The 13,555-nt window shown below is 61.4% G+C and carries 12 protein-coding genes and 1 tRNA gene; all 13 read right to left on the reverse strand.

Features of this window, described 5'->3' with window-relative positions:
- Positions 1–12 precede the first annotated feature (12 nt).
- Positions 13–1,077: an NADH-quinone oxidoreductase subunit NuoH gene (nuoH, locus tag P0D96_RS22025; protein ID WP_106280370.1), complete on the reverse strand. Its 1,065-nt coding sequence runs from the start codon at positions 1,075–1,077 to the stop codon at positions 13–15.
- Positions 1,078–3,411 (reverse strand): NADH-quinone oxidoreductase subunit NuoG, encoded by a 2,334-nt coding sequence (gene nuoG, locus P0D96_RS22030; protein ID WP_408315289.1) that lies wholly within the window; start codon positions 3,409–3,411, stop codon positions 1,078–1,080.
- 123 nt (positions 3,412–3,534) lie between these two features.
- Positions 3,535–4,863 (reverse strand): NADH-quinone oxidoreductase subunit NuoF, encoded by a 1,329-nt coding sequence (gene nuoF, locus P0D96_RS22035; protein ID WP_132375253.1) that lies wholly within the window; start codon positions 4,861–4,863, stop codon positions 3,535–3,537.
- The gene (nuoE, locus tag P0D96_RS22040; protein ID WP_106280364.1) at positions 4,860–5,345 is read right to left on the reverse strand and encodes an NADH-quinone oxidoreductase subunit NuoE; all 486 of its coding nucleotides are present in this window, start codon (positions 5,343–5,345) and stop codon (positions 4,860–4,862) included. The genes nuoF and nuoE overlap by 4 nt, the downstream gene beginning before the upstream one ends.
- Positions 5,346–5,476: 131 nt before the next feature.
- Positions 5,477–6,730, reverse strand: a complete 1,254-nt coding sequence (locus P0D96_RS22045) for an NADH-quinone oxidoreductase subunit D (RefSeq protein ID WP_408178045.1) — start codon at positions 6,728–6,730, stop codon at positions 5,477–5,479.
- A gap of 9 nt (positions 6,731–6,739) precedes the next feature.
- Positions 6,740–7,342, reverse strand: coding sequence for an NADH-quinone oxidoreductase subunit C (locus tag P0D96_RS22050; protein ID WP_132375255.1), 603 nt, complete (start codon positions 7,340–7,342; stop codon positions 6,740–6,742).
- Positions 7,343–7,363: 21 nt separating this feature from the next.
- Complete coding sequence (locus tag P0D96_RS22055) at positions 7,364–7,843, reverse strand: NuoB/complex I 20 kDa subunit family protein (protein ID WP_006052903.1); 480 nt, start codon at positions 7,841–7,843, stop codon at positions 7,364–7,366.
- A gap of 63 nt (positions 7,844–7,906) precedes the next feature.
- On the reverse strand, positions 7,907–8,266 hold the full coding sequence (locus tag P0D96_RS22060; RefSeq protein ID WP_013339872.1) for an NADH-quinone oxidoreductase subunit A: 360 nt from the start codon (positions 8,264–8,266) through the stop codon (positions 7,907–7,909).
- Positions 8,267–8,428: 162 nt separating this feature from the next.
- A tRNA-Leu gene (locus P0D96_RS22065) sits at positions 8,429–8,513 on the reverse strand.
- 113 nt (positions 8,514–8,626) lie between these two features.
- Complete coding sequence (gene secG, locus P0D96_RS22070) at positions 8,627–9,004, reverse strand: preprotein translocase subunit SecG (protein WP_095419939.1); 378 nt, start codon at positions 9,002–9,004, stop codon at positions 8,627–8,629.
- A gap of 82 nt (positions 9,005–9,086) precedes the next feature.
- Complete coding sequence (gene tpiA / locus P0D96_RS22075; RefSeq protein WP_106306759.1) at positions 9,087–9,866, reverse strand: triose-phosphate isomerase; 780 nt, start codon at positions 9,864–9,866, stop codon at positions 9,087–9,089.
- Between the two features lie 121 nt (positions 9,867–9,987).
- The gene (locus tag P0D96_RS22080; protein ID WP_132375256.1) at positions 9,988–11,004 is read right to left on the reverse strand and encodes an NAD(P)H-quinone oxidoreductase; all 1,017 of its coding nucleotides are present in this window, start codon (positions 11,002–11,004) and stop codon (positions 9,988–9,990) included.
- Between the two features lie 151 nt (positions 11,005–11,155).
- Positions 11,156–13,312, reverse strand: a complete 2,157-nt coding sequence (pnp, locus tag P0D96_RS22085; RefSeq protein WP_207915644.1) for a polyribonucleotide nucleotidyltransferase — start codon at positions 13,310–13,312, stop codon at positions 11,156–11,158.
- Between the last annotated feature and the right edge of the window lie 243 nt (positions 13,313–13,555).

Genomic DNA, 13,555 nt, shown 5'->3' on the forward strand with positions numbered 1-13,555 from the left:
TTCATCCGCCCTTTATTTCCAGATGTTCAACGGCGACATGATCCAGAAGCCGACCACCACCAGCCACACCACGCAGACCGGAATGAAGATCTTCCAGCCCAGACGCATGATCTGGTCATAGCGATAGCGCGGGAATGTGGCACGCGCCCAGATGAACACCGACAACAGGAAGAAAACCTTGGCGACGAGCCATACGATGCCCGGGACGAACGACAGGAAGCCGAACGGTGCGCTCCAGCCGCCGAGGAACAGTGTTGCAGCCAATGCCGAGATCACGATCATGTTGATGTACTCGGCAAGGAAGAACAGCGCGAACGCCATACCCGAGTAATCGATCATGTGGCCCGCGACGATTTCCGACTCCCCTTCCACCACGTCAAACGGGTGACGGTTCGTTTCGGCGATGCCCGAGATGAAGTACACGACGAACATCGGCAGCAGCGGAAGCCAGTTCCACGACAGGAAGTTCAAGCCGTACGACGCGAAGATGCCATGTTCCTGCGAAGCGACGATGCCCGACAGGTTCAGCGTGCCAGCGGTCATCAGCACGACTACGAGCGCGAAGCCCATCGAGATTTCGTACGAGACCATCTGCGCCGCGGCGCGCATCGCGCCGAGGAACGCGTACTTCGAGTTCGACGCCCAACCCGCCAGAATCACGCCGTACACGCCGATCGAGGAGATCGCCATCGCGTACAGCAGACCGGCGTTGATGTCGCCGAGCACCGCGCCCGCCTGGAACGGAATCACCGCCCAGACCGCGAAGGCCGGCACCACCACCATGATCGGCGCGATCAGGTAGATCCAGCGGCTCGCCTGCGCCGGCTGAATCACTTCTTTCAGCAACAGCTTCAGCACGTCGGCGATCGGCTGCAGGAGACCTGCGGGGCCGACGCGGTTCGGGCCGAGACGCACGTGCATCCAGCCGATCAGCTTACGCTCCCACAGAATCAGGTAAGCCACGCACAGCAGGATCACGACGGCCACCACCAGGATGCGCACCAGTGCCCACACCGTGGGCCATGCCACACCGAGAAGCTGGGTGCCGCCCGAGTTGATCGTATCGAACAAGCTCATTTACGCCTTCTCCACCACCAGTTCACCGAACAGGCTGCCCAGCGCTGCACCGGCAGGCGTAGCCGCCGATACGCGGACGACCGTCTCCGCAAGATTTGCGTCGCGCACGGCCGGCAACTGCACCGATTGCTCGCCCTGGCGCACGCGCACCGCGTCGCCTTCCTTCAAACCCAGTTTGTCGAACAGCCCAGCCGGCAGACCGACCGAGTTCGCTGCACGTGCCGCTGCGGTCAGATGCAACGACTCAGCGCGACGCACCAGCGCGTCGGCGTGGTAGATCGGCACGTTCGCAATACGCTCGAATTTGCCTTCCGACGCTTTCGCCGCCTTGCCGCGCGCAACCGCGACGCCCGTCTTGTTCGACAGACGCGACGTCAGTTCGCCGTCGCCGAGGGCAGCCGTGCGCACTTCTTCCGAGGTGTCGAATTCGAAACCGGGCACGCCCAGCAGGCTACCCAGCACACGCAATACCTTCCATGCCGGACGCGTATCGCCGAGCGGACGCACGACGCCGTTGAACGTCTGCACCGTACCTTCGGCGTTGACGAACGTGCCGGCCGTTTCCGTGTACGGAGCGATCGGCAGCAGCACGTCGGCGTATTCCGCGCCGGTCTGGAACGGCGACATCACGACGACCATTTCAGCCTGCTTCAACGCGGCCAAAGCCTGCGCCGGATTGGCCGTGTCGAACTCCGGTTCGACGTTCAGCAGCACATAACCCTTGCGCGGTTGCTCGAACACTTCGCGAGCGTTCAGACCGCCCTCGCCCGGCAACGCGTTCACGAGATGCGCGCCAACCGTGTTGGCCGCTTCCGTGAGGAAGCCCAGCGTCGCGCCGGTCGCGTCCGCGATCCATTGTGCCGCGGCGTGAATGGCCGCGAAATCCGGATGACGGACCGCGCTGTTGCCCAGCAACACGAGGCGGCGTTCGCCCGTGGCAAGCGACTTCGCGACTCGCTTGTTGGCGTCCGTCGGCTGCGTGCCGGCGAAAGCTTCCGGCAGTGCCACGCCGTTGGCTTCCGACACTGCGCCGGCGATGCCAGCCAGCGCTTCCAGCCATGCCGACGGCGCTGCTACAACGCGCTCCGCTTGCGGGATCAGCGCGTCGTCGCTGGTAGACTGCACGAGCGTGAGCTTCGCACCGCCCTTCGCAGCCTGACGCAGACGCGCGGCGAACAACGGATGATCGCGGCGCAGATCCGAGCCGATCACGAGTGCGGCGTCGACGTTCGACAGATCGGCGATAGCGGCGCCGAGCCACGGCGTACCGTTGACCGGTGCGGAGAAATCCGACTGACGCAGACGGAAGTCGACGTTAGGCGTGCCGACCGCTTGCGCCAGTTGCTTCAACAGGAACAGTTCTTCAACCGTGCTGTGGGCGCTACCCAGTGCGGCCAGCGCGTTCGCGCCGTGGTCGCCCTTGATGCCCTTCAAACCCTTTACCACATATTCGAGCGCGGTTTGCCAGTCGGTCTCGACCCATTTGCCGCCTTGCTTGAGCATCGGCTGAGTCAGGCGCTCGGGGCTGTTCAGGCCTTCATACGAGAAGCGGTCCTTGTCCGAAATCCAGCATTCGTTGATGGATTCGTTTTCGAACGGCAGAACGCGCATCACGCGATTGTTCTTCACTTGCACCACGAGGTTCGCGCCGACGGAATCGTGCGGGCTCACCGACTTGCGGCGCGACAGTTCCCACGTACGGGCGCTGTAGCGGAACGGCTTGCTGGTCAGCGCGCCGACCGGGCACAGATCGATCATGTTGCCCGACAGTTCCGAATCCACCGTCTTGCCGACGAACGACGTGATTTCCGAATGCTCGCCGCGGCCCAGCATGCCGAGCTCCATCACGCCGGCCACTTCCTGGCCGAAGCGGACGCAACGCGTGCAGTGGATGCAACGCGACATTTCTTCCATGGAGATCAGCGGACCGACGTTCTTGTGGAACACCACGCGCTTTTCTTCGCTGTAGCGCGATGCCGACTTGCCGTAACCCACGGCCAGATCCTGCAACTGGCACTCGCCGCCCTGGTCGCAGATCGGGCAATCCAGCGGGTGGTTGATCAGCAGGAATTCCATCACGGCTTGCTGGCCCTTCACCGCCTTGTCCGACTTGGTGCGCACGATCATGCCGGCCGATACCGGCGTGGCGCATGCGGGCACCGCCTTCGGCATCTTTTCGACATCGACCAGACACATCCGGCAGTTGGCCGCAATCGACAGCTTCTTGTGATAGCAGAAGTGAGGAATGTATGTGTCGACCTTATGCGCAGCCTGGATCACCATGCTGCCTTCGGGCACCTCGACTTTCTTGCCGTCTATTTCAAGTTCAACCATGATGGTCAATCTTCCTTAACCTGTTACCGCTCAATCGTTCGCCTGTTCAGCGCCTGTTTCAGGCGATGAACCCCGCGGATGGCATGTTCTTCTGCGTGCTTATCTGCTTGTTTATCCGCAGACTCAAGCCGCTACGGTTTCCGACGCCGCTGCTGCGCCGGCATGACCGCCGACGAGGCAATGCTTGTGGGCGACGTGGTATTCGAATTCGTCCCAGTAGTGCTTGAGCATGCCGCGAACCGGCATGGCCGCTGCATCGCCGAGCGCGCAAATCGTGCGGCCCATGATGTTTTCAGCAACCGAGTTCAGCAGATCCAGGTCTTCCGGACGGCCCAACCCATGCTCGATACGATGCACGACGCGGTACAGCCAGCCCGTGCCTTCGCGGCAAGGCGTGCATTGACCACACGATTCTTCGTAATAGAAATACGACAGACGCAACAACGAGCGCACCATGCAGCGCGTCTCGTCCATGACGATGACCGCGCCCGAACCGAGCATCGAGCCAGCCTTGGCGATCGAGTCGTAGTCCATGTCGGTCTGCATCATGATGTCGCCCGGAATCACCGGTGCCGACGAGCCGCCGGGAATCACGGCCTTGATCTTCTTGCCGCCGCGCATGCCGCCGGCGAGTTCCATCAACGTGGCGAATGGCGTGCCGAGCGGAACTTCATAATTGCCCGGACGCTCGACGTCGCCTGCGACGGAGAAAATCTTCGTGCCGCCGTTATTCGGCTTGCCGATCTCGAGGTAATTCTGCGGACCGATCGCGAGCAGGAACGGCACTGCGGCGAACGTCTCGGTGTTGTTGATCGTGGTCGGCTTGCCATACACGCCGAAGCTCGCCGGGAACGGCGGCTTGAAGCGCGGCTGGCCTTTCTTGCCTTCCAGCGATTCGAGCAGCGCGGTTTCTTCGCCGCAGATATAGGCGCCGTAACCGTGGTGCGCATGCAGTTCGAACGAGAAGCCCGAGCCCATGATATTTTCGCCGAGGAACCCGGCGCGGCGAGCTTCGTCCAACGCTTGTTCAAAGCGTTTGTAGACTTCCCAGATTTCGCCGTGGATATAGTTGTAGCCAACCGTGATGCCCATCGCGTACGCGCCGATGGCCATGCCTTCGATCAGCGAATGCGGATTGAAGCGCAGGATGTCGCGGTCTTTGAACGTGCCCGGTTCGCCTTCGTCCGAATTGCAGACGAGGTACTTCTGGCCGGGGAACTGACGCGGCATGAAGCTCCACTTCAGGCCGGTCGGGAAGCCCGCACCGCCACGGCCACGCAGACCCGACGCCTTGACGTCGGCGATCACCTGCTCGGGCGGAATCTTCTCTTCCAGAATACGGCGCAGCTGGGCGTAACCGCCGCGCGCCACATAATCTTCGAGATGCCAGTTGTCGCCGTTCAGACCGGCGAGAATCAGCGGTTTGATGTGACGATCGTGTAAAGACGTCATTTCGAAAGTTCCTCGAGCAGCTGGTCGATCTTCGCGCGGCTCATGAAGCTGCACATGCGATGGTTGTTCACCAGCATCACCGGCGCGTCGCCGCACGAACCCATGCACTCACCTTCTTTCAGGGTGAATTTGCCGTCGGGCGTGGTTTCGCCGAAGTCGATGCCGAGCTTCTGCTTCAGATATTCAGCCGCGCTGTCCGAGCCGCCGTCCGGGCCGAGCTGGCACGGCAGGTTGGTGCAGAGCGTGATCTTGTATTTGCCGACCGGCGAGGTCTCGTACATCGTGTAGAAGGTAGCCACCTCCTGCACGGCGACTGCCGGCATGCCGAGATAGTCCGCGACGAACTGCATGAGTTCGGGCGTCAGCCAGCCATGCTCTTCCTGAGCAGTAGCCAACGCCGACATCACGGCGGACTGTTTCTGATCGGCGGGATACTTCGCGATCGCGCGATCGATTTCTTTCAGGCCTTCAGCTGAGATCATTTTCAGACACGACTCTTTCAATTCCTACCGAACGAAAACCTGTCGCGCGCTGCATGATGCGACAGACCCGGCGTTCCTTTGCTTGACGCGCGCTTCGGTGCAATCTGAAGGCGCGCTCTGATGAATACGTCCTAGCGATCCACTTCGCCGAACACGATGTCTTGCGTGCCGATGATCGTCACGGCGTCGGCGATCATGTGACCGCGCGCCATTTCATCGAGCGTGGACAGGTGTGCGTAGCCCGGTGCGCGGATCTTCAGGCGATACGGCTTGTTGGCGCCGTCGGAAATCAGATAGATGCCGAACTCGCCCTTCGGATGCTCGACCGCGGCATACGCCTCGCCTTCCGGCACGTGGAAGCCTTCCGTGAAGAGCTTGAAGTGGTGAATCAGCTCTTCCATGTTCGACTTCATGCCCACGCGCGACGGCGGCGCAACCTTGTGATTGTCGACCATCACAGGGCCGGGATTCTTGCGCAGCCACTCAATGCACTGTTTCACGATCCGTGTGGACTGGCGCATTTCTTCGACACGCACCAGATAGCGGTCATAGCAATCGCCATTCACGCCGACCGGAATGTCGAAATCGAGCTTGTCGTAGACTTCGTACGGCTGCTTCTTGCGCAGATCCCATTCGATGCCCGAGCCACGCAGCATCGCACCGGTCATGCCGAGATTCAGCGCACGTTCCGGGCTGACCACACCGATACCGACCAGACGTTGCTTCCAGATCCGGTTGTCGGTGAGCAGCGTTTCGTATTCGTCGACGCACTTCGGGAAACGCGTGAAGAAATCGTCGATGAAGTCGAGCAACGAGCCCTGGCGGTTCTCGTTCATCCTCGACAATGCCTTCGCATTGCGAATTTTCGACGCCTTGTATTGCGGCATTGCGTCAGGCAGATCGCGATAGACGCCGCCCGGACGATAGTAAGCCGCGTGCATCCGTGCGCCGGACACCGCTTCGTACACGTCCATCAAATCTTCGCGTTCACGGAACGCGTACAGAAACACCGCCATGGCGCCGACGTCGAGCGCGTGCGCGCCGATCCACATCAGGTGGTTCAGCACACGCGTGACTTCGTCGAACATCACGCGAATGTATTGCGCGCGTACCGGCACCTCGATGCCGAGCAGCTTTTCGATCGCCATCACGTAGCCGTGCTCGTTGACCATCATCGACACGTAGTCGAGACGGTCCATGTACGGCACCGACTGGATGTATGTTTTGGTTTCGGCGAGCTTTTCAGTCGCACGATGCAGCAGGCCGATGTGCGGATCGGCGCGCTGGATGACTTCGCCGTCGAGTTCGAGCACGAGGCGCAGCACACCGTGCGCTGCCGGGTGCTGAGGGCCGAAGTTGAGCGTGTAGTTCTTGATCTCTGCCATGGCGTTCTCTTAGTGTTTCAGACCGCCATAGCGATCTTCGCGGATCACGCGCGGCGTAATTTCCCGCGGCTCGATCGTCACAGGCTGATAGACGACGCGCTTCTCTTCCGGGTCGTAACGCATTTCGACGTAGCCGGAGACAGGGAAATCTTTACGGAACGGGTGACCAATGAAACCGTAGTCGGTCAGGATGCGGCGCAGGTCCGGGTGGCCTTCGAAGACGATGCCGTACAGGTCGAATGCTTCGCGCTCGTACCAGTTGACCGAATTCCAGATTTCGACCACAGACGGCAGGATCGGCACTTCGTCGTCCGGTGCGAACACGCGCAGACGCAGACGCCAGTTGTTCTGCACCGACAACAAATGCAGAACGGCCGCGAAACGCGGACCGTCGTAAGCGCCGTCGGCGTAGGTCTGATAGTCGACGCCGCACAGATCCACGCATTGCTCGAAACCGAGCGAGCGATCGTCGCGCAAACGGGTTGCGACGTTGAGGTAGTCGCCGGCTTTCACGACGATCGTCAACTCACCGATTGCTTCGGTGATGTTCAGCAGGAGGCCGCCAAAGGCCGCCTCGAGGTTCGCTTTCAGGGTCTCGAGTTTGCTTGCCATATTGTGGGGGAGGCGTTGGCCTTATTGACGGGCGATTGTGTTGGTGCGGCGAATCTTGGCCTGTAACTGGATCACGCCGTACACCAGCGCTTCCGCCGTGGGCGGACAACCCGGCACATAGACGTCGACCGGCACGATCCGGTCACAGCCGCGCACCACCGAATACGAGTAGTGGTAATAGCCGCCGCCGTTCGCGCACGAGCCCATCGAAATCACCCAGCGCGGCTCGGCCATCTGGTCGTAGACCTTGCGCAGAGCCGGCGCCATCTTGTTGCACAGCGTACCGGCGACGATCATCACGTCAGACTGACGCGGACTCGGACGAAACACCACGCCAAAACGGTCGAGGTCGTAACGGGCAGCGCCCGCATGCATCATCTCGACTGCGCAGCACGCAAGACCGAACGTCATCGGCCACAGCGAGCCGGTGCGCGTCCAGTTGATCAGTTTGTCAGCCGTGGTGGTGACAAACCCTTCCTTCAAGACCCCTTCGATACTCATTTGCTTTCCACTCCAGACGGGGCGGCAAGCCTTGGCCACCCACGCAAACCGGCGATTAATCCATCATTCCCAGTCGAGGCCGCCCTTCTTCCAGATATAGGCGAAGCCCAGCAGGAATTCGAGCAGGAAAATCATCATTGCCATGAAGCCCGGCCAGCCGATGTCGCGCAAGGCAACGCCCCACGGGAACAGGAACGCGGTTTCAAGGTCGAAAATGATGAAGAGAATGGCGACGAGGTAATAGCGCACGTCGAACTTCATGCGCGCATCTTCGAATGCTTCGAAGCCGCACTCGTACGGTGCGTTTTTCTCGGTATCGGGCTTGTTGGGACCGAGGATCTTGCCGATACTGACCAGTGCTACGCCTAAACCGGTGCCCACAACGAGGAACAACAAGACGGGGAAATAGGCTGCGAGGTTCAAGACTATCCTCAATCGGTTGGTTCTGAGTGCCGTCAGGAGCATAGCACTCCTGACGCGAAATCACTTCCGAAACGCACATGCCGCAAGCCCAACGCAAGCCGCACGTCAGAAGTGAAAATGCCAGCCGAAGCGAAGCAAGCGGCTGGCATTTAGATAACATTTTGGTGCCGACGGCGAGACTCGAACTCGCACAGCTTTCGCCACTACCCCCTCAAGATAGCGTGTCTACCAATTTCACCACGTCGGCACTGCATGCAATCCGGGAAAACAACTTATAAAACCCGCGAATCGCTTCAAGACTTAGATTGTAACTGGTCTAAACAGATTGTTCAACGCACAAAAGCACGTTTGAACGAAAATTTATTTCGGCACGTCGGTCGCCGGGACGGACGCAGCCGATGCCGGCAAAACAGCCGAGCCACCTGCCGGTGCCGAGGCAGCCGAAGCCGCGACCGGCGCAGTCACAGCCGCGCCCAGCACGCCTGCGGAAGGTTTCGCACGATACGCGCCGAGGTAAGTGAGCGTCAGCGTGGTGACAAAAAATACCGCTGCGAGCACCGCCGTCGTACGCGACAAAAAGTTTGCCGAACCGGTCGCGCCGAACAGGCTTCCCGACGCACCGCTACCAAAAGCCGCGCCCATATCGGCGCCTTTGCCGTGCTGCAGCAAGACGAGGCCGATAACCCCGAGTGCCGACAACAGCTGAACGACGATAATCAATGTTTTCAAATACAGCATCACACTCACCTGAGTCTTTATTTAACCGCGCCACACACTGCGTGCTGCACGGGATGGGGTCATCCTCGCCAAGGCGCCCTGCTTAACCGGCGACGCTCGTTGCGGCCGCCGCCTTGCAGATCGCCAGGAAATCCTGGTCTTTCAACGACGCGCCGCCGATCAGGCCACCGTCGATATCCGGCTGGCGGAACAATTCTTCCGCGTTTTCCGGTTTCACACTGCCGCCGTACAACAGCGGCACATCCGCCACCGCCGCACCCTTTGCCGCCAGACGCGCACGCAGGAACGCATGGACTGCCTGCGCCTGCTCCGAGCTTGCGCTCTTGCCGGTGCCGATCGCCCAAACCGGCTCATACGCGACGACAAGCCGCGCCGCCTCTTGCACCGACAACTTGGCCAGCACTTCGTCCAGTTGCGTGCCGACCACCTGCTCGGTCGAACCGGCTTCGCGCTCTTCAAGCGTTTCGCCGACACAGACGATCGGCGTCAAGCCTGCTTCCAGCGCGCGCTGCGTTTTCACCGCGACCAGTTCAGCACTTTCGCGATGATAGGCACGGCGTTCCGAGTGTCCGACGATCGCGAGCGTGGCGCCGAAATCCACCACCATCGGCGCGGCCACTTCGCCGGTATAGGCGCCATGCGTGAACGCTGACACGTCCTGCACGCCCCACACGACCCGGCTGCCTTCCAGCAACGATTGAGACTGCGCGAGGTACGGACTCGGCACGCAGACGCCGACGCGCACGTCGGCCGGCAATTCGCCCGCGCCTTGCGCCACCGCTTGCAACAGCGTGGCATTCTCGGCGAGGCGCCCGTGCATCTTCCAGTTACCGACTACCAGTTTGGCTCGTTGTTTCGACATCGTCTCGTCTTGTCTTGGCGGCGGACTTTGTTTGCGCTTACAGTCCGCCTTTCGGTTTCATGCGGCGTGCGCAAAACGCGCAATTTTACTGCGTGGGGTGGATCGGGTCAAACCGACCGTGTCAAGCGTCCTGACCCCAAGACAGTACGATCTTGCCGACATGCGTGCTGCTCTCCATCAGCGCGTGCGCGTCGGCAGCCTGCGCGGCCGGGAACACGCGATGCACCACCGGCTTGATGCGGCCGTCTTCGAGATGCGGCCAGACATGCTCTTTCAACTGCGCGGCAATCTTCGCCTTGAATTCGATCGGCCGCGGACGCAGTGTCGAACCGGTCAGCGTCAAACGGCGGCGCAGCACCTCGTTCAGATTGAGCTCCGCTTTCGCACCGCCCAGCAACGCGATCAGCACGATGCGGCCGCCATCTGCCAACGCCGTCAGTTCGCGCGACACATAACTGCCCGCCACCATATCGAGCACCACGTCGACGCCGCGATCGTTGGTCAGCGACTTGATCACTTCGACGAAATCTTCAGTCTTGTAGTTGATCGCCCGCTCCGCGCCCAACGCTTCACAGGCGCGGCACTTCTCGTCCGAGCCAGCGGTCGCGAACACGCGAAAGCCGAGCGCATGCGCAATCTGGATCGCCGTCACGCCGATGCCGCTGGAACCGCCCTGCACCAGCAGCGTTTCGTTCGGCGCGCCTTCGCCCTTGCCGAGTTGCGCACGGTCGAACACATTGCTCCACACCGTGAAGAACGTTTCCGGCAGCGAAGCCGCTTCGACATCCGACAAACCGGCAGGCACCGGCAGGCACTGCAGCAGCGGCGCGACCGCGTATTCCGCGTAGCCGCCGCCGGCCAGCAACGCGCACACGCGATCGCCTACCTTCAGACCGAACGGGTTGTTCTTCTCGTCGATCGACCCTTCGACGATTTCACCCGCCACTTCCAGCCCTGGCAGATCCGACGCGCCCGGCGGCGGCGCATAGCCGCCCTTGCGCTGGAACACGTCCGGACGGTTGATGCCGGATGCGGCCACCTTGATCAGCACCTCGCCTGCTTTCGGCTGCGGCGTGGGCCGCTCAGCCAGCTTCAGGACGTCCGGCGCTCCGAATTCGGTGATTTCGATCGCTTTCATCTGCGTCAACTCCAAGATTGGATTGCGTTGCATGCCGGAATGAACAAATAGAGTACCCGTTTCTGTCCACCTGCAACGCAATCCACCCTGCACCCTTCATAAAAAACGGCCGGCGCGCATTCACGCTGCCGGCCGTTGTGCCGCTACCGCATTACTGCGGCGTCGGTTCGCCTTGCGGCGCGCCGCTTGCGCCATTCGCGCCTTCATTCAGCAACGCCTTGGCCGACAAACGCACGCGGCCCTTTTCGTCCGTCTGGATGACCTTGACCTTCACTTGCTGGCCATCCTTCAGGTAGTCGTTGATGTCCTTGATACGCTCGTTGGCAATTTCGGAGATGTGCAGCAGACCGTCCTTGCCCGGCAGGATGTTCACGATCGCGCCGAAATCGAGCAGCTTGAGCACGGTGCCTTCGTACACCTGGCCCACTTCGACTTCCAGCGTGATGTTCTCGATACGCTTCTTCGCTTCGGCCATCCCTTCGCTGCTCGTGCTGGCGATGGTGACGACGCCGTCGTCCGAAATATCGATCGTCGTGCCGGTTTCTTCGGTCAGCGCGCGGATCACCGAACCACCCTTGCCGATCACGTCGCGAATCTTTTCCGGATTGATCTTGATGGTGATCATGCGCGGTGCGTAGTCCGACAGCACCGTGTTCGCGCCCGACACCGCCGAGGTCATCTTGCCGAGGATGTGCATACGGCCTTCCTTCGCTTGCGCGAGGGCGACCTGCATGATTTCCTTGGTGATGCCCTGGATCTTGATGTCCATCTGCAGCGCGGTCACGCCTTGTTCCGTGCCCGCCACCTTGAAGTCCATGTCGCCGAGGTGATCTTCGTCGCCGAGGATGTCGGTCAGCACGGCGAACTTATTGCCTTCCAGGATCAGGCCCATGGCGATGCCGGCGACGTGCGCCTTCATCGGCACGCCGGCGTCCATCAGCGCGAGGCAGCCGCCGCACACCGAAGCCATCGACGAGGAACCGTTCGATTCCGTGATTTCCGACACGACGCGAATCGAGTAGCCGAATTCGTCGGCGCTCGGCAGGCAGGCAGCCAGCGCGCGCTTGGCGAGACGGCCGTGACCGATTTCACGGCGCTTCGGCGAACCGACGCGGCCCGTTTCGCCGGTCGCGAACGGAGGCATGTTGTAGTGGAGCATGAAGCGTTCGCGGTACTCGCCTTCGAGCGCGTCGATGTTCTGCTCGTCGCCCTTCGTGCCCAGCGTGGCCACCACCAGCGCTTGCGTTTCGCCGCGCGTGAACAGTGCCGAACCGTGGGTGCGCGGCAGAACGCCAGTACGGATTTCGATCGGACGCACGGTGCGCGTGTCGCGGCCGTCGATACGCGGTTCGCCGTTCAGGATCTGCGTACGGACGATCTTCGCTTCGATGTCGAACAGCACGTTGCCGACGGTTGCCTTGTCGGCCGCCACCGTGCCGCCTGCTGCGGCGTCTTCTTCCAGCTTCGCCGACGTGGCTGCGTAGACTTCCTTCAGCTTGGTCGAACGGGCTTGCTTGTCGCGCAGTTGGTAAGCCGCGAGCAGGTCGGCTTGCGCCAGTTCCGTCACGCGTGCGATCAGCGGCTCGTTCTTCGCCGCCGGTTGCCAATCCCATTCCGGCTTGCCGCCTTCGCGGACCAGTTCGTGGATTGCGTCGATCGCAATCTGCATTTGTTCGTGGCCGAACACGACGCCGCCGAGCATCACTTCTTCGCTCAGTTGCTGCGCTTCCGATTCCACCATCAGCACCGCGCGTTCCGTACCGGCGACGATCAGGTCGAGCGCCGATTCCTTCATTTGCGGACGCGTCGGGTTCAACACGTATTCGTTGTTGATGTAGGCCACGCGTGCTGCGCCGACCGGGCCGTTGAACGGCAGACCCGACACGGCGAGCGCCGCCGACGCGCCGATCAGCGCGGGGATGTCAGCGGGGATTTCGGGGTTCAGCGACAGGACGTGGATCACGACCTGGACTTCGTTGTAGAAGCCTTCCGGGAACAGCGGGCGCAGCGGACGATCGATCAGGCGCGAGATCAGCGTTTCGCCTTCCGACGGACGGCCTTCGCGGCGGAAGAAGCCACCCGGGATCTTGCCAGCGGCGTAAGTCTTTTCGAGGTAGTCGACGGTCAGCGGGAAAAAGTCTTGACCCGGCTTGGCCGTCTTGGCGCCGACCACGGTGGCCAGCACCACGGTATCTTCGACGTCGACGATTACGGCACCGCTCGCCTGGCGAGCGATTTCGCCGGTCTCGAGGCGAACCTTATGTTGTCCCCACTGAAATTCTTTGACGATCTTATTGAACATAGTCATTGCTTTTCCTCTTCGTAATGCCGCGCGGACCAGAAGCGGCGCGGCAACGCCAGGACCGGCGCCGCATGGGAAGAGTAGTGTTATGCCATTCCAGAGAACCACGCCCTACGTCGAGTACGCGCGCGAACCGCTGGAATGACACAAAGCTCCGCCCCTGAAGCCCGGCCATGAATCTCTTCTTTACTGCTTGCTCTACTGCTTGATTACTGCTGCCTGCTCCCGCCGCATGAACCGGCACGCCAC

Origin of the sequence: Paraburkholderia sp. RL17-347-BIC-D (assembly GCF_046027915.1) — a bacterium.
Lineage (GTDB): Bacteria > Pseudomonadota > Gammaproteobacteria > Burkholderiales > Burkholderiaceae > Paraburkholderia.